The 15664-nt window shown below is 73.8% G+C and carries 15 protein-coding genes; 3 read left to right on the top strand and 12 right to left on the bottom strand.

Features of this window, described 5'->3' with window-relative positions; all coding sequences use genetic code 11:
• Positions 1-70: 70 nt before the first annotated feature.
• The 4 genes from ACFVGY_RS13145 to ACFVGY_RS13130 are packed head-to-tail and all read right to left on the bottom strand — an operon-like array spanning position 71 to position 3764.
• Positions 71-1012, bottom strand: coding sequence for an aromatase/cyclase (locus ACFVGY_RS13145; RefSeq protein WP_385675454.1), 942 nt, complete (start codon positions 1010-1012; stop codon positions 71-73).
• 3 nt (positions 1013-1015) lie between these two features.
• Positions 1016-1270, bottom strand: a complete 255-nt coding sequence (locus tag ACFVGY_RS13140) for an acyl carrier protein (RefSeq protein WP_385675451.1) — start codon at positions 1268-1270, stop codon at positions 1016-1018.
• A gap of 23 nt (positions 1271-1293) precedes the next feature.
• On the bottom strand, positions 1294-2502 hold the full coding sequence (locus ACFVGY_RS13135; protein WP_385675448.1) for a ketosynthase chain-length factor: 1209 nt from the start codon (positions 2500-2502) through the stop codon (positions 1294-1296).
• The gene (locus tag ACFVGY_RS13130) at positions 2499-3764 is read right to left on the bottom strand and encodes a beta-ketoacyl-[acyl-carrier-protein] synthase family protein (RefSeq protein WP_385675445.1); all 1266 of its coding nucleotides are present in this window, start codon (positions 3762-3764) and stop codon (positions 2499-2501) included. Before ACFVGY_RS13130 ends, ACFVGY_RS13135 begins: the two co-directional genes overlap by 4 nt.
• A 193-nt stretch (positions 3765-3957) precedes the next feature.
• Here ACFVGY_RS13130 and ACFVGY_RS13125 point away from each other — a divergent pair, with 193 nt between their 5' ends.
• The gene (locus tag ACFVGY_RS13125; RefSeq protein WP_385675443.1) at positions 3958-5127 is read left to right on the top strand and encodes a nucleotide disphospho-sugar-binding domain-containing protein; all 1170 of its coding nucleotides are present in this window, start codon (positions 3958-3960) and stop codon (positions 5125-5127) included.
• 124 nt (positions 5128-5251) lie between these two features.
• On the opposite strand, the gene ACFVGY_RS13120 is transcribed toward ACFVGY_RS13125, so the two are convergent.
• From ACFVGY_RS13120 to ACFVGY_RS13100, 5 genes are read right to left on the bottom strand one after another with little or no spacing between them, the layout of a single operon-like run.
• Positions 5252-6274: an NAD-dependent epimerase/dehydratase gene (locus ACFVGY_RS13120; RefSeq protein ID WP_385675440.1), complete on the bottom strand. Its 1023-nt coding sequence runs from the start codon at positions 6272-6274 to the stop codon at positions 5252-5254.
• On the bottom strand, positions 6271-6948 hold the full coding sequence (locus tag ACFVGY_RS13115; protein ID WP_385675438.1) for a dTDP-4-dehydrorhamnose 3,5-epimerase family protein: 678 nt from the start codon (positions 6946-6948) through the stop codon (positions 6271-6273). Before ACFVGY_RS13115 ends, ACFVGY_RS13120 begins: the two co-directional genes overlap by 4 nt.
• Positions 6945-7718: a class I SAM-dependent methyltransferase gene (locus ACFVGY_RS13110; protein WP_385675435.1), complete on the bottom strand. Its 774-nt coding sequence runs from the start codon at positions 7716-7718 to the stop codon at positions 6945-6947. The genes ACFVGY_RS13115 and ACFVGY_RS13110 overlap by 4 nt, the downstream gene beginning before the upstream one ends.
• Before the next feature lie 24 nt (positions 7719-7742).
• Positions 7743-8882 (bottom strand): DegT/DnrJ/EryC1/StrS family aminotransferase, encoded by a 1140-nt coding sequence (locus tag ACFVGY_RS13105; protein WP_385675432.1) that lies wholly within the window; start codon positions 8880-8882, stop codon positions 7743-7745.
• Positions 8879-10243 (bottom strand): NDP-hexose 2,3-dehydratase family protein, encoded by a 1365-nt coding sequence (locus ACFVGY_RS13100; protein WP_385675429.1) that lies wholly within the window; start codon positions 10241-10243, stop codon positions 8879-8881. The genes ACFVGY_RS13105 and ACFVGY_RS13100 overlap by 4 nt, the downstream gene beginning before the upstream one ends.
• A 279-nt stretch (positions 10244-10522) precedes the next feature.
• Here ACFVGY_RS13100 and ACFVGY_RS13095 point away from each other — a divergent pair, with 279 nt between their 5' ends.
• Positions 10523-11728 carry a serine hydrolase domain-containing protein gene (locus ACFVGY_RS13095; protein WP_385675427.1) on the top strand — a complete coding sequence of 402 codons (1206 nt, stop codon included), beginning with the start codon at positions 10523-10525 and terminating at the stop codon, positions 11726-11728.
• A gap of 35 nt (positions 11729-11763) precedes the next feature.
• Complete coding sequence (locus ACFVGY_RS13090) at positions 11764-13008, top strand: nucleotide disphospho-sugar-binding domain-containing protein (protein ID WP_385675424.1); 1245 nt, start codon at positions 11764-11766, stop codon at positions 13006-13008.
• A 165-nt stretch (positions 13009-13173) separates the two neighbouring features.
• Here ACFVGY_RS13090 and ACFVGY_RS13085 read toward each other — a convergent pair whose 3' ends face one another.
• From ACFVGY_RS13085 to ACFVGY_RS13075, 3 genes are all read right to left on the bottom strand, one after another.
• Entirely contained in the window at positions 13174-14238 is a 1065-nt protein-coding gene (locus ACFVGY_RS13085) for an LLM class flavin-dependent oxidoreductase (RefSeq protein WP_385675421.1), read from the bottom strand.
• Positions 14239-14321: 83 nt separating this feature from the next.
• On the bottom strand, positions 14322-15053 hold the full coding sequence (locus ACFVGY_RS13080; protein ID WP_385675418.1) for an SDR family NAD(P)-dependent oxidoreductase: 732 nt from the start codon (positions 15051-15053) through the stop codon (positions 14322-14324).
• Between the two features lie 46 nt (positions 15054-15099).
• Entirely contained in the window at positions 15100-15543 is a 444-nt protein-coding gene (locus ACFVGY_RS13075; protein WP_385675415.1) for a nuclear transport factor 2 family protein, read from the bottom strand.
• Positions 15544-15664 lie beyond the last annotated feature (121 nt).

Below are 15664 nucleotides of genomic sequence, written 5' to 3'. Positions count from 1 at the left end.
CGTCGGGTCCGACAGGGGCGACGGGGTCGACGGGTCCGACGGGTCCGACGGGGTCGGCCCGCCGGGCCCGTCAGCCCGTGTGCCTCCCCGCCAGCTCCAGCGTCGCCCGGCTGTTGCGGCCGAGCACGTCGCGCAGGTACCGGCGCGCGTCGGCCAGGGAGGCCTCCGCGCCCAGCTCCTCCCGCACCGCCGCCGGGTTCACGGCCACCGTGTGCTCGGCGGTGACCTGCGCCCCCGCCCCGGTGTCCGCGAACTCCCAGCGGCCGCTGTGGCCGAGCAGCAGCCGGGGCGGGACCAGCTGCTTGTACGCGATCCGCTCGCCCGGCACGCACACCCGCACCGAGCGGGTGGTGTGCGCCGAGCCGTCCGCGGTGACGGTGTCCATCTCCATCTCCTGCACCCCGGCCGCGTCCTCGCTCAGCTCCACGCGGCGCACGTGCGGCAGCCGCTCGGGCCACAGGTCCGCACGGTGCACGAATGCGTACGCCTCCTGCGCGGTGCGGCCGGGCAGGGTGACGGTGTCGCTGAAGGAGAACACCAGGTCGCCGGGGGCGGCGCCGAGCCCGGTGGCGAGCTCGGCGATCCGGGCCAGCGCGGCCAGCTCCACCGGGCTGTTGCGGTCCAGCGCGGCATTGATCCAGGCGGCCGTGTCCGGGTCGTCGCCGACGGCGGTGAAGTCGTGCAGCAGCACGATCTCCGTTCCGCCGCCCGGCCGCGGCTCGAAGATCCACTCGCCGCCCATCGAAGCGATCGGCGGCGCGCTCTCCTCCTGGTCGAACCGGATCCGCAGACCGGCCGGGTCCCGCTCGCGCCGCGAGACCCACGTCTTCACCTCCCCGCCCACTGACGCCCACAGCCGGAAGCGCTCCGTGCGCTCACCGCGCTCCAGGTACCGCGCGGCGACGCTGGGCGCGAACACGGCCGGCCACCGGCCGACGTCGGCGGCCAGGTCGTACAGCGCCTCCGGCGGCGCGGAGGAGACCAGGGTGTGCCGGGTGTGGTGCCGACCCATCCGTCAGCCCGCCGTCACGAGGGAGCCGTTGACCGCGTCCAGCAGCTCCCGCGGGGTGGCGAGCTTGTCCGGGATCTCCACCCCGTAGTCGCGCTGGATGACGGACGCGGTCTCGATCAGGGCCAGCGAGTCGTAGCCGAGCTCCGTGAACTCCGTGTCGAGGATGTCCCCGTCGAGCTGGCCCTCCTCGCTGCCGGCCGACTCGGACAGGATCCGGCGGAGGTCGTCGAGGGTCATCAGGGTCCGGGTGTCGTTCATCTCGTCTGCTTCCTCTTCCTCATTCAGTGGTGGTACGCCCGCACGACGGCGGCCGAGTTGAAGCCCGACCTGCCGCGCGCGAGCACGAGGGCGGTGGAGATCCTGGCCTCCCGCGGGGATCCCACGACCAGGTCGATGCCGTACTCCTGCGGCATGTCGGAGGTGCCCGCGGTCGGGGGGACGACCCCGTCGCGGAGGGACAGCAGTGCGGCGGCCACGTCCAGCGGCCCGCCGGCGGACAGCAGCCGCCCGGTCAGCGCCTTCGGCGCGGTCACCGGGACGCCACGCTCGCCGAAGACCCCGCGCAGCACCTCGGCCTCCTGCCGGTCCGGCCCGGGCAGCCCGGCCGAGTCCGCGAAGACCACGTCGACGTCGGACGCCGCCACCCCGGCCCGGGCCAGCGCCGATTCGACGGCGGCGCGCAGGGCGGGCGGCCGCGGCGAGCCCGGCGGCGGGTCGAAGGTGGAGGCCTGGCCGGCGAGCTCGCCGTACACCTTCCGCGCCCCGCGCAGGCGGGCCGCCCCGGCGTCCTCCAGGACCAGGAACGCGGCCCCTTCGCCGGGCACGTGCCCGCTCGCCGCCCGGTCGAACGGCCGGTACTCCCCGCCGGTCACCTGGCCGGACGACCACTGCGAGGCCCAGCCCCACGGGTCCAGCGCCGAGTCGGCGCCGCCGGTGACGACCAGCTTCGCGTCGCCGCGGCGCAGGGAGCGGCGGGCGTGGCCGAGTGCGTCCAGGCCGCCGGCCTGCTCGGCGACGAGCGCCTTGCCCGGCCCGCGCAGCTCGTGCCGGATGGAGATCTGGCCGGTGTTGACCGCGTAGAACCAGGCGAACGACTCGTACACGCTGACGAACTGCGGCCCCTGCGACCACAGCTTCGCGAACTCGCGGTGGGTGAACTCGAAACCGCCGCAGGCGTTCGCGGTCACCACGCCCATGTCGTAGTCGACGAGCGCGGCCGGGTCCACACCCCCGTCGGCGAGCGCCATGTCCGCCGCGGTCAGCGCGAACCGCGTCGACCGGTCGGTCTGCGGCAGCAGCCGCTTCGGCAGGTGCTCCGCCGGGTCGAAGTCCTGGATCTCACCGGCCCGCCGGGCCGGATAGCCGGCGGCGTCGAAACCGCTGATGTCCTTGATGCCGCTGCGGCCCGCCAGCGTCGCGGACCAGAACTCCTCCGTCCCCAGGCCGTTGGGGGCCACGACCCCCAGCCCCGTGAACACAGTGGTCGTCATGACGCTCCTTCCGGCCGCCGCAGCAGCATCGCGCTCTGGAAGCCGCCGAATCCGCTGCCCACGGTCAGCACGGTGTCCACCCGCTGCTCGCGGGCGGTCAGCGGCACGTAGTCGAGGTCGCACTCGGGGTCGGCCCGGTGCAGGTTGGCGGTGGGCGGCACCACGTTGTGCTTCATGGCCAGCGCGCACGCGGCGATCTCCACAGAGCCGATCGCCCCCAGCGAGTGGCCCACCATGGACTTGATCGAGCTCACCGGCGTCCGGTACGCGTGCTCGCCCAGGGCCCGCTTGAACGCGGCCGTCTCGTGCCGGTCGTTCTGCACGGTGCCCGAGCCGTGCGCGTTGACGTAGTCGATCGCGTCGGCGTTCATCCGGGCCTGGTCCAGCGCGGCACGGATGGCCTCGGCCATCTCCCGGCCGTCGGTCTTCAGCCCGGTCATGTGGTACGCGTTGCAGCGCGTCGCGTACCCGCCGACCTCGGCGTAGACGGTGGCCCCGCGGGCCCGCGCCCGCTCCAGCTCCTCCAGGACGAACACCGCCGCGCCCTCCGCCAGCACGAAGCCGTTGCGGGTGGCGTCGAACGGCCGGGAGGCCTGCGCAGGCGTGTCGTTGCGGTCGGACGTGGCCCTGATCGCGTCGAAGCTGGCCACCACGATCGGGGTGATCGGGGTGTCGGTCGCCCCGGCGAGCATCACGTCCGCGGTGCCGTCGGCGATCAGCTCGACGGCGTTGCCGACGGCGTCCAGGCCCGAGGTGCAGCCGTTGGACACCAGGGACACCGGGCCCTCGGCACCCACCGTCCACGCCACCTCGGCGGGCAGGGCACCGGGGGTCAGGTAGTCGTACATGTGCGGGGACAGGTAGCCGGGGTCGACCTCCCACTGGCGTCCTGCGTCGGAGAGCACCAGGTACTCGTTCTCCAGGCTGGTGGCGGCGGCGACGGCACTGCCCAGGCTCACACCCACCCGGGACGGGTCGAGCGCGCCGAAGTCGAGGCGGCTGTCCGAGACCGCGTCCCGGGCACAGACCACCGCGAACTGGGCCGCCCGGTCCATCCGGCGGATCTCCCGGGGGGTGAGGCCTTCGGCCGCCGCATCGAAATCGCATTCGCCGGCGATCTGGGAGCGGAAGGGCGTCGGGTCGAAGAAGCTGATCCGGCGGGTCGCAGTACGGCCCGCGGCCAGCAGCGACCAGAACGCCTCCGTGCCGCTGCCTCCTGGTGCGCGCACCCCCATACCGGTTATCACGACACGACGGGACATCGGATCGGTTTCCTTATCGACGAGGTGACACGGTCGGGCCGGGGTGGTGGACCCCGGCTGCGCACTTTGGTAAGCCGGGCCGGTCGACGTCCGCTCAAGAGCGGCTCGACACGCGCTCAGGGCGGGCGGCCGCGGCGGCAGCCGGAGCCGGCGGTCCAGCGGTTCTCGAGCACCGTGCGGCAGCGTCCGTGCGATGAGGATCCTTTTCATCACCGGGGGGAGCCCGGCGACGGTCTTCGCGCTGGCCCCGCTCGCGTCGGCGGCCCGCCTCGCCGGCCACCGCGTGCTCGTCGCCTCCCCCGAGGACATGACCCCGTACGTCACCGGCACCGGGCTGCCCGTCGTGTCCGTCACCGACGCAACCATGCGCCGGTTCATGTTCGAGGACCGGGCCGGGCGGCCGCTCGGCATCCCCGCGGACCCGCAGGAGCGGATCCGCTTCAACGGCGAGGGCTTCGGCAGGCTCGCCGCCGCCACCCTGCCCGCGTTGCGCGCCCTCTGCGCCGATTGGGGTCCGGAGCTCGTCGTCGGCGGATCCCTGTGCTATGCGGCCCCACTGATCGCCCACGAGCTGGGCGTGCCGTGGGTACGGCACACCTGGGACCTCGGCGAGCCGCCGGAGATGGACGCCGGGGCCGCCGGAGAGCTGGCGGCCGAACTGTCCGCCGCCGGCCTGGACGCACTGCCCGTACCCCGGCTCTGGGTCGACATCTGCCCGCCCGGCCTGCGCGCCCCGGAGCTCGCCCCCGGCCCGCGGCAGTCGATGCGCTTCGTCCCGTACAACCTCCGGCGGCCGATGGAGCCGTGGATGCTGCGCCCGGCGGGACGCCCCCGGGTGTGCGTCACCGCGGGCAGCCGGGTCGCCGGGCAGGACGAACTGGCCGAGCTGACGGAGCTCGCCCGGACCGTCGAGGGCCTGGACGGGGAGCTGGTGGTCGCCGCCCCGCAGGAGCTGGCCGCGGAGCTGGCGCGGGCGGTGCCGGGGGTGCGGGCGGGCTGGTTCGCGCTGGACAGCCTGCTGGCCACCTGCGACCTGATCGTGCACCACGGCGGGGGCCAGACCGCGATGACCGCCCTGCACGCGGGCGTCCCGCAGCTGCTGGTCCCCACGATCCCGAAGATGCTCCCGCCGTGCCGGCGGATCGCGGACCGTGGCGCGGGCCTGGTCCTCCCGGAGGGCGACCAGTCCACCACCGCGATCGCGGCTGCGGCCGCCGAACTCCTGGCCGACCCGGCCTACCGGGCCCGGGCCGCCGAGGTCGCGGCGGACATCGCCGCCCAGCCGGGCCCGGCGCGGGTGGTGGCCGAACTGGAGGCGCTGGTGGGGGAGACGAACGGGCAGCCGGCGCCACAGCCGGCCTGACCACAGCCGGCCTGACCACGGCGGGCCGCCGGCGCCGCAGCGGGCCACGGCGGGCGGCGCCGGTCTGCGGAGCCAAGGGCCCTGCGTCCCATGCCCCTCCCCCCTCCCCCCGTACGGCCGGCCCTCAGGCCCGTCCCGCGGGAGCGGGACTCCCGGGCGGTGTCGCTGCGACGGCGGTCACCGTCCGGTGCAGCGCCTCGTCCAGCGGGGTCAGGGCCCGCCAGCCGGTGGCCGTCTCGAACACGGACGGGTCCACCTCCAGGCTGCGGAAGTCGGTGGCGTCCGCGTGCGCCGGGGGATCCACCGACACCACCGGCACCGGATCGGCTCCCGTGCAGCGGGAGACGGCCCGCGCCACCGCCCGGAACACCTCGCCCAGCGGTCGGGCCCGCCCGGTGCCGATGAGGCAGTGCCGGCCGTTGAGGGCGTCGGCGTGCGCCAGGGCCGCGGTGAACGCCCGGGCGGCGTCGTCCACGTACAGCAGGTCGCGGCGGATCGTGCCGTCGTGCCACATGGTGAGCGGCTCCCCGGCCAGCGCCCGCCGGATCATGGTGGACACCACGCCGCGGTCCTCGGCGGTCGGCGCGGGCGGCCCGTACACGGGCGGCAGCCGGAGGCTGACCGCCCGGACCAGTCCTGCCGCCGCGGCCTCCTTCAGCAGTGATTCCGCAGCGTGCTTGTGGCGGTCGTAGACACCCTCGGGGCGGTCCGGCTCCGATCCGTCGATGCGCTCGACGGCGACCCGGCCCACCTGGGTGTTGCTGCCCGGGAAGACGACCACGGGCGGGCGGTGCACGGAGCGGGACGGCCGGTCGGCGAGCGCGGCCACCAGGTCCCGGATCAGGCCCACGTTGACCCGTTCCGCCTCCGTGTCGTCCTCGGACAGGCGCCAGCCGGACGCCCCGCGGATCCGCGCGGTGAACGGCAGTACCGCGTCGGCGCCGGCCACGGCCCGGGCCAGGGCCCCCGGTTCGGTCAGGTCGGCGGTGACCACCTCCACCCGCACGGCGAGCCGGTCCGGCAGCGGGACCGGCCGCCGGGACACCGCGCGCACCCGGACGCCGGGGGTGTCGGCCAGCGCCCGGACCACGGCGGAGCCGATGAACCCGGACGCCCCGAGGACGACGACCTGCTGTGGCTCGCTCACCGCCCACCCCCAACTGCTCCACCAACGGCCCCGGCCCCAGCCGCCCCGACCGTCCCATCCGCCCCGGCTACCCCAGTCGCCCCAGTCGCCCCGGCCGCCCCGCAGTCGGCGTACTGCGGCAGCAGCCCGCCCGCACGGGCGGCGGCCAGCGACGGCGCCGACCGGTCGCGTTCGGACAGTACCCACTCCACCCCCGCCGGCAGGTTCAGGCCGAGTTCCGGGTCGAGCGGGTGTACGGCGCGTTCCCGGTCCGCCCGGTAGGCCGCGGACAGCAGGTAGACCATCACGGTGTCGTCCTCCAGTGCGGCGAACAGGTGCCCCACGCCGGGCGGCAGGTACAGCGCGGTGCCCGCCTCCGGGTCCAGTTCCACCTGCCGGCTCTGCCCGTACGTGGGCGAGCCGATCCGGACGTCGACGACGACGTCGAGCGCCCGCCCGCCCGCGCACACCACGTACTTGGCCATGGACCCGGGGGTGGCCGTGAAGTGCACCCCGCGCACGACCCCGCGCCGCGACGCGCTCGTGCTGACCTGGGCGACCGGGAACAGCGGCCGGCCGAGCGCCCTGCCGAACGCGGCCTCCTGGTGCGGGGAGCGGAACGAGCCGCGCGCGTCGTGGAAGACCTCGGGCTCGAAGACGTACGCGCCGTCGATGCCCAGTTCGCGGACCTTCACGCGGCACCGCCGGGGCGGGTGGCGACGAACAGGCCGGGGCCGAACAGCTCGTGCCGGACGTACTCGGGCTCCAGCCCGGCCCGGCGGAACGCCGCCTCGTACTCGGCCTGCTCGAACAGGGTCATCACATGGGTGTCGGTGAAGTGCTCGACGCCCGTGTCGGGGGCCGCGACGGTGTAGTGCACCTCCATGCGGCTGCAGCGGCCCTCACGGACGGTGTGGGAGACGCGGGCGACGGTCCGCCCGTCCACCCTGACCACGTCGGCGCCGACCCAGCCGGGCCGGAAGTCCTGCGGGAACCACCAAGGTTCGACGACGAGCACGCCGCCGGGCGCGAGGTGGTCGGCCAGGTTGTGCACGGCTGCGTCCAGGTCGTCGGCGGTGGCGAGGTACCCGACCGAGCTGAACATGCAGGTGACAGCGGAGAAGGTGCGGCCGAGCCGGAAGTCGCGCATGTCGCCCTGGACCAGCGGGGTGCCGGGGCTGTTCCGGGCGGCGACGGCGAGCATCTCGGGGGACAGGTCGACGCCGACGGCGTCGGCGAAGGAGCCGGTCAGCTCGGCCAGGTGCGCGCCGGTGCCGCAGGCGACGTCCAGCAGCGACCCCGCTGCCGACCCGGCCGTGGCGCGCTGTGCGACGAGAGCGCGCACGGCGCCCGCCTCGGCCCGGTAGTCCTTGCCGCGGCCGCGGTAGAAGTCGTGGTAGACGTCGGCGCGGTGGTAGATGAGGGTGGTGGGGTCCGTTGCGGTGTCCGTGGTGGTGCCGGGCATGGTGAACCTCCTTCGGTGGGACGGCTAGAGGGCGCGGGCGGCCGTGGTCGTGAGGACGTCGCGCAGCGCGTCGATGATCTTGTCCTGGAGGGACTCGGACAGCGACGGGTACATCGGCAGCGAGAAGATCTCCCCGGCCAGCTTCTCGGTGACGGGCAGGGAGCCCGCCGGCACGTCCAGGTGGGCGAAGCCGCGCATGGTGTGGACCGGCCACGGATAGCTGATGTTCAGCGCGATGTCGTGGCGTTCCTTCAGCACCCGGATGATCTCGTCGCGGCGCGGGTGGCGGACCACGTACACGTAGTAGACGTGCTCGTTGCCGGGTGTGACGGCCGGCAGGGTCAGCCCGTCCGGCCCGCACAGGTCCGAGAGGCCCTCGGCGTAGCGGCGGGCGACCCTGCGGCGGCCGGCGACGTAGGCGTCGAGCCGGGTCAGTTTGCGGCGCAGGATCTCGGCTTGGACCTCGTCGAGGCGGCTGTTGTGCCCGGGGGTCTGCTCGACGTAGTAGACCTCCTCCATGCCGTAGTAGCGGAGCCTGCGCAGGGCGCGGTCGGTGTCGACGGATCCGGTCAGGACGGCGCCGCCGTCGCCGTACGCACCGAGGACCTTGGTGGGGTAGAAGGAGAAGGCGGCGGCGTCGCCGGTCGTGCCGGCGAGCCGGCCGTCCCGGCGGGCGCCGTGGGCCTGCGCGCAGTCCTCGACGAGGGCCAGGCCGTGCTCGCGGGCGAGGCGCTGCAGCGGTTCCATGTCGACGCACTGGCCGTAGAGGTGGACGGGCAGGAGCGCCTTCGTCCGCGGGGTGATCGCGGCCTCCACCTGGTCGGTGTCCATGAGGTGGTCCTCGGCGCGGACGTCCACGAACACCGGGACGGCGCCGGCCCCGGCGATGGCGACGACGGTGGGGGCGGCGGTGTTGGAGACGGTGATGACCTCGTCGCCGTGCCCGATGCCGAGGGATTCCAGGGCCAGCTTCACCGCGTTGGTGCCGTTGTCGACGCCGACGCAGTGCGCGAGGCCGTGGTAGGCGGCGAACTCGTCCTCGAAGCCGCGCACGCTCTCGCCCAGCACCAGCCTGCCGCTGGAGAAGACCTGCTGCACGGCGTCGAGGATGTCCTCCCGTTCCGCCGCGTACTCGGGGAGGTAGTCCCAGACGTGGGTGGTCACTCGTCGTCCTCCTTGTGGAAGCCCGCGAACGTCAGCAGGCTCCTGGCCTCGACGTTCAGGTGGTTGCCATATCTGACGAAGTCGGTGAGCTGGCGCAGGGTGACCCAGGCGTAGTCGTCGGGGACCTCCAGCGGGAAGCCGTCCTCGACCTCGACGAGGAGGTAGCGGTTCTGCGCGTGGTAGAAGCGGCCGCCCTCCTCGGAGTGCACGCGGTCGAAGCGGATCCGTTCCGGTGGCGCGTCCAGTACCTCGGACAGGAACGCCGGCCTGCGGTCCGCGGGCAGTCCGCGGTAGTTGTCGGGCTGGCACTGCACGGTGGGCGCCATCTCCACGGCGTCGAAGGCGCCCGTCTCGACCCGGGCCTGCACGAGCGCGTGCAGTACGCCGCCGATGCGGCGGACCAGGAACGCGATGACGCCCTGGCTGCGCGGCTCGAACATGGGCTGCTGCCAGCGCGCGACCTCGCGGCTGTCGGCCTCGACGGACACCCCGATGACGGCGAAGTGCTGGTCCTGGTCGTGGACGAGGGCCCCGTCGCGCAGGCCCCAGCCGTCGACCTTGGTCAGCGGGATCTGCTGCCGGGCGAGGGTGCAGCGGTTCTTGGCCTCGGTGAACCAGCTGAGCAGGTGGGTGGTGTCGTGCAGGGCGATGCCGGCCGACTCCCAGGAGCGGGCCAGTGCGCCGCGGAAGGTGTCCGCGACGAGGTCGGCGCTGCGGTCCCGCCAGGAGGCGGCGCCGGCCAGCACCGTGCGGGCGTCCATGTTGACCAGGTTGGGTTCGTGCAGCAGCTGGGCGATCTGCTCGAAGTCCAGCCAGCAGAAGTCGTCCAGCAGCGGGACGTCCACGTCCCCGTCCACCTGGACGATCATGTTGCGGTTGCGCTTGGCCAGGAACCAGGACGCCTGCTCCGACTGGAGCACGTCGGACAGGATCCGGCCGGAGCGCGGTGCGGTGAAGTACTCCAGGTAGGGCACGGACCTGCCGCCGTGCGCACCGGTGAAGTTGCTGCGGGTGGCCTGCACCGTCGGTGACAGCTGTAGGCCGTTGACGTTGCCCGGCTCCATCTTGACCTGGAGCAGGAAGTGCAGGACGCCGGCGAACTCCTTGACCAGGATGCCGAGGACGCCCTGTTCGGGCTGGACGATGATCGGTTGCTGCCAGGAGTCCACCTCCCGGCCGGAGTTCCTGATGTCCAGGCCCTCGACGGTGAAGAACCGCCCGGTGCGGTGGACGATGTTGCCGGTGTCCGGATCGGTGCGCCAGCCGTCGAGCGCTTCGAGGGGGACGCGGTCCACCCGGTACCCGTGGGCACGGCAGCGCCGGGCGTACCACGTGTGGAATTCGGCTATGTCGGAGAACAAGCTGCCACCTCCCGTACAGAAAGGCCCCTCCCGTTCCGATTTGGGGAACATGACTTTCTGAGGAGAACATCCTTTGTGCGGAATCGCATGGCGACGATACTGCCAGACAATTTCCGGCGCGGTCACCCCGCTGCGGACGCCGCAACGGACGCTGTATTTCGGCGCGAGCGGAAAACGACCCGTATTCGAGCCGGGCCCGAGCGGTGGCCGCATCATCACAGGTCGAAGCCGGCGGCCTGCCGGGTGGCCGCTCTCCCCGTACGCGAAGGACGGAAGACAGTGCAGCAAATTCACCGGGCAGGGACGGCCGGGACCGTCGGGGACGCGTTCGCCGAGGACGCGTTCGTCGAAGACGCGTTCGCCGAGGTCGCCCGCGCCTTCGAGGAGAACTTCGCCGCCGGCGAGGAGGTCGGCGCGGCCGTCTGCGTCTACCACCGCGGGCGGCCGGTGGTGGACCTGTGGGCCGGCTGGGCCGACCCCGACCGCACGGACCCCTGGCGGGCCGACACCCTGGGCGTCCTCGCCTCACCCACGAAGGCGCTGGTCACGGCAGCCTTCCTGCACCTGGCGGAACGGGAGGGCCTGGACCTGGACGAGCCCGTCGCCGCGGTCTGGCCCGAGTTCGCCGCGCACGGCAAGGCCGGCATCACCCCCCGCATGATCCTCGCCCACCGCTCCGGGGTGGTCTGCCTCGACCACGCGCCGCTGACGCTCGCGGGGCTGCGCGCCCACACGCCGGTGGCCGAGGCGCTCGCGGCGGCCCGGCCCGAGTGGGAGCCCGGTACCGCGCACGGCTACCACGCCACCACCTACGGGCACCTGCTGAGCGAGCTGATCAGGCGCCGCACCGGGCTGACCGCGGGCCGCTACTTCGCCCGCCACCTCGCCGGCCCGCTCGGCCTGGACGCCCACATCGGCCTGCCCGACGGCTCCGGGGCGCACCTCGCCACCATGCTGGAGTCCAAGGCCGAGGCCCTCATGGCCGGCGCCGACCCCGGTGAGGTCGAGGAGCTGCGCGAGCCCAGCACCCTCACGTACCGGGCGACCATCGGCAGCATGTCCCAGGACCCGGCCGACCCGGCCGTCGAGGACCCGTCGTACGGCGGGCTGGCCAGTGCGCACGCCCTCGCCCGGCTGTTCGCCGCCCTGGTCGGCGAGGTCGACGGCATCCGGCTGATCGGCCCCGGGCGCACCGCCGAACTCGCCCGCCCGCACGCGGACGGCCCGTGCAAGGTCATGCTGACCCCGCTCACCTGGGGCCTGGGCGTGCAGCTGGCGGACAGCGCGGTGTTCCCGGCCGACGCCGGACTGAAGAATTCCTTCGGACTGAGCGGCGCGAACGGCGTCTTCACTTTCGCCGATCCCGAACGTGAGCTCGCATTCGGATACGTACCCAATATGGGGTCCCCCGTCATGGGCAGCATGGACGGCCGTGTCCGCCGGCTCGTGGAGGCGGTTTTCCGCAGCGCTGACCGCATTCTGTGAACGGGCCCGTTTCCCGTCGAAAAAAGGAGTCGTAGATGCGGATCCTGTTCCCGGCCGCGCCGGGATACGGGCTGATGCTGCCGCTCGTGCCGCTCGTCTGGGCGGCGCGGGCGGCGGGCCATGAAGTGCTCGTCGCCACCACGGCCCACATGGCGAAGGTGGCGGCCCGGGCCGGCGCGCCGGTCGTCGACGTGTTCCCCGGACGGGACGTCGGCGAGGACCTGGTGGGCGGCCCGCCCGACCCCGACCCCGGGTCCGGCTCCGGGGCGGGCGCGGATGACGCGGTGCCCGAGGGGTACTGGGAACTGGCCCGCGCCATGCGGCCGTTCGACCTGTTCACCCTGGCCATGACCAGGGGCACGATCGACGCCGGGCGGGACTTCGGCGCGGACCTCGTCGTGCACTGCTCCGACCACCAGGCGGGCCGACTGGCCGCGCTGGCCCTGGGCGTGCCCGCCCTGGAGGTCGGCAACCGGGTGTCCTGGTCGATGCGCGACCCGGACGTGCGCGAGACCGCGCAGCACAACCACCGCATGGGCATCGTCCCGGACGACAACCCGGTGGTGCTCCGGCTGCGCGGGGAACTGGGCCTCGGCGACCGGGAGCCCGTCCTCCTCGGCCGGGTCGACCCGCGCGCCCCCAGCCTCGGCGGCCTGGAGCACGAGGAGCCCGACCCGCACGACGGCGTCCCCTGGCTGCCGATGCGATACGTGCCGTACAACGGGGGCGCGGTGCTCCCGGACTGGGCCCTGCGGGCGCCGGGGGGCAGGCCCCGGATCTGCCTCACGCTGGGCACGGTCGCGCCCCTGTTGCCGGGCGGCGCCGATGCGCTGCGGCTGCTCGTGGAGGCCCTCGCCGGGCTGGACGCGGAGGTGGTCCTCGCCGACGACGAGACCGACCTGAGCGCCCTCGGACCGCTGCCCGACAACCTGATCCCGGCCGGCTTCGTCCCGCTCTCCGGCATCCTGCGGGACTGCGCGCTGGTGGTCCACCACGGCGGATCGGGCACCACCGCGGCAGCCCTGCACTACGGGGTGCCGCAGTTGGTGGTTCCCAGCGGCGCGGACAACGAGCTGTGCGCCCGCCGCGTGGTGGACCGCGGGGTGGGGCTGGCCGTGGCGCCGCGTGAGCTCGACGCCGCCGGGATCGCCGAGGCCGCCGGACGGCTGCTCGCGGACGCGTCCTTCCGGCAGGCCGCCGATGAGGTCCGGCGCGAGATGGCCGGCCAGCCGACGCCGGCCGAGGTGATCGACCGGATCACCGCGGCGATGGCCGTCTGACGGCACGTACGCACCGCGCGCACGGAAGCGGGCGGGACACCCCCACCGGGAGTCCCGCCCGCTTCCGTGTGCCGTTCCGGCTCCGGCTCCGGCTCCGGCTTCCGGCACCGGCTCCGGCTTCCGGCACCGGCTTCCCGCTTCCGGCACCGGCTTCCGTACGCCGTGTCAGTCCTCGCGTACGCCCGACAGGTCCAGGGCGGTCATCGCCCGCTCCAGGACGGCGATGCGCTCGTCGAGCCCGACGGCCACCGCGGAGATCATGACGCCGAGCGTGGTGACGCCCGCCTCCGCGTACTCCCGCATCCGCTCGGCGACCCGTTCCACCGGCCCGACCAGCGCCGTGCGGTTCACGAACCCGGCCGGCACCGCCCGCGCCGCCCCGGCCCGGTCCCCCTCGGCCGCCAGCCGGCCCACCTCGGCGGCCGCGGCGCCGAAGCCCATGCGCGTGGCGAGCGCGATGTAGAAGTTCCGCTCCGGGGCGCCGATGCCCATCAGGTACGCGTAGTGCGCCCGCAGCAGGTCCACGCAGGCATCGGTGTCCTCGCCGATCGCGGTGGCCAGGCACGGCATCACGTCGAAGCCCGCCGGCGACCGCCCGGTCTGCCCGGCCCGTCCGGCCCGTCCGGCGCGCTCGCGGCCCGCCGCGATGTGCCCCACGGACTCGGCGACCTGCTCGGGGGTGGCGAACACGCCGATCCACCCGTCGGCGATCTCGCCCGCCAGCGCGAGGTTCCGCGGCCCGACCGCGCCCAGGTAGACGGGTACGGGAGCCCCGGCCGGCTCGGTGATCACGTGCAGCGGGGCCGCGCCGGAGCCGGAGGACGGGAGCCGGTAGTGCCGGCCCTCGTAGCGCACCGGGTCGCCCGTCAGGGCCTGCCGGACGATCTCCACGTACTCCCGGGTCCGGCCCAGCGGCTCCGCGAAGGGAACGCCGTACCAGCCCTCGGACACGTCGGGGTTGGACACCCCGAGCCCCAGCCGGAACCTGCCGCCGGACAGCGACTGCAGGGTCGCGGCGGTCAGGGCGGCCAGTGCCGGGCTGCGCGCGGGTATCTGCATCACGCCGGACCCCAGGGCGATCCGCTCGGTCCGCCCGGCCACCAGGCCGAGCACGCTGGCGGCGTCCGAGCGGTAACCCTCGGGCGCGAGCGCCACGTCGTAGCCCAGCCGCTCGGCCGCCACGGCGAGCTCCGCGGCGCCCTGGTAGCTCAGGTTCACGCCGAGTTTCACGGTGTCGTCGTCCTCATCTGGCTCATCTGTCTCATCCGACTCATCTGTCTCCTCCTCCGGTACGGATGCGCGTACGGATCCGCTCAGATCAGCAGGTGGGCGCCGCCGTCGGCGAGGACGACCTCGCCGGTGGTGTACGCGGACCGGTGCAGGCCCACCACGAGTTCGGCGATGTCCTCCGGGGTGCCGGTGCGGCGCAGCGGTACGGCCTGCCGCACCCGCTCGCGGATCTCGGTGAAGGTTTCCGTCCACGGGGTGTCCACGAGCCCGGGCGCGATGGCGTTGACCCGGACGTCGGGGCCGACGGCACCGGCCAGCAGCCGGGTCATGTGGTTGACGGCGGCCTTGCTGACCGCGTACGGGATGGAACTGCCGGCCGGCCTGACCCCGGCGACGGAGGAGATGTTGACGATGTGGCCGGCTCCCGACGCACGCAGCAGCGGCATGGCGGCGACGGACGTCTGCCAGGTGCCGACCACGTTGACGCCGAGGATGTCCTGCCACACCTCCGCGGTGGCCGCGTCGAGGTCGGCGTGGGGGATGGCGCGGGTCGTGCCGGCGTTGTTGACGAGCAGGTCGAGCACGCCGAACTCCTCGGCGACCTCGTCCAGCAGCTGCCGTACCCGGCCGGCGTCGGAGACGTCCGCCTGTACGAACCGGGCGTCGGGCAGCGACTCGGCGAGCCGGCGGCCCGCGTCGGCGCTGCGCGCCGCGTTGACCACCACCGTCATTCCCTCGGCGGAGAGTCTGCGGGCGATGGCGGCGCCGATCCCGGACGACGATCCGGTCACCAGGGCGACGGGCTTGCGGGGCATGACGGGGGTTCTCCCTTCGAGGGCGGGCACGGTGCGGGGCGGCGGCTCAGGACGCCACGTGCTGGTCGTGCTCGACGCGGCGGGAGCGGTTGCGCACCACGCCGTCCTCGATCACCAGCACGTCGCGGACCAGGCAGCTGGGGCCGACGACCGGCTCCTTGACCCCCGGCCGGACGGTCAGCACCAGCGCGTAGAAGACGGCGTCGAAGGAGCCGTCCTCGCGCGGGCTGAGGTCGATCATGTTGAACCAGTGCCGCCGCTGCACCGGGTCGTCGGCGAACCGCGCGTGGAAGGCGTGCAGTTCGGCGACGATGCCGGCCGGGGTGCGGGCCGGCGGCACCCCGGGGGTGTGCTGGAACTCGCCGTCCTCGGTGAAGGTCGCGGCGTACTCCTCGAACTTGCCGCTGTCGAGGAACTGGACCTGGCGGGCGTAGTGCTGCCCGACCGCGGCGTAGAGGTCGGCGAAGGTGCTGCCGGCGGATGGCGTCATGGGGCACTCCAGACGGGCTCGGGTACGTGGTACGTACGGCGGACCGGGCGGCCGGGCCCACACGGGGCTGTCTCTTATACACAAAACACACCCCACAAAACCAAGCATAAAATCGGATTAC

The sequence above is a fragment of the Streptomyces sp. NPDC127106 genome (assembly GCF_042677605.1).
GTDB lineage: Bacteria > Actinomycetota > Actinomycetes > Streptomycetales > Streptomycetaceae > Streptomyces.
The sequence above is the reverse complement of the archived record's forward strand: the minus strand, read 5'-3'. Positions and strand labels throughout refer to the sequence as shown.

Bases quoted from the DNA above. Each gene is read 5' to 3' on its own strand.
- ACFVGY_RS13145 (WP_385675454.1), bottom strand. From the start codon at position 1,012: ATGGGTCGGCACCACACCCGGCACACCCTGGTCTCCTCCGCGCCGCCG.
- ACFVGY_RS13130 (WP_385675445.1), bottom strand. From the start codon at position 3,764: ATGTCCCGTCGTGTCGTGATAACCGGTATGGGGGTGCGCGCACCAGGA.
- ACFVGY_RS13125 (WP_385675443.1), top strand. From the start codon at position 3,958: ATGAGGATCCTTTTCATCACCGGGGGGAGCCCGGCGACGGTCTTCGCG.
- ACFVGY_RS13140 (WP_385675451.1), bottom strand. From the start codon at position 1,270: ATGAACGACACCCGGACCCTGATGACCCTCGACGACCTCCGCCGGATC.
- ACFVGY_RS13135 (WP_385675448.1), bottom strand. From the start codon at position 2,502: ATGACGACCACTGTGTTCACGGGGCTGGGGGTCGTGGCCCCCAACGGC.
- ACFVGY_RS13075 (WP_385675415.1), bottom strand. From the start codon at position 15,543: ATGACGCCATCCGCCGGCAGCACCTTCGCCGACCTCTACGCCGCGGTC.
- ACFVGY_RS13090 (WP_385675424.1), top strand. From the start codon at position 11,764: ATGCGGATCCTGTTCCCGGCCGCGCCGGGATACGGGCTGATGCTGCCG.
- ACFVGY_RS13110 (WP_385675435.1), bottom strand. From the start codon at position 7,718: ATGCCCGGCACCACCACGGACACCGCAACGGACCCCACCACCCTCATC.
- ACFVGY_RS13080 (WP_385675418.1), bottom strand. From the start codon at position 15,053: ATGCCCCGCAAGCCCGTCGCCCTGGTGACCGGATCGTCGTCCGGGATC.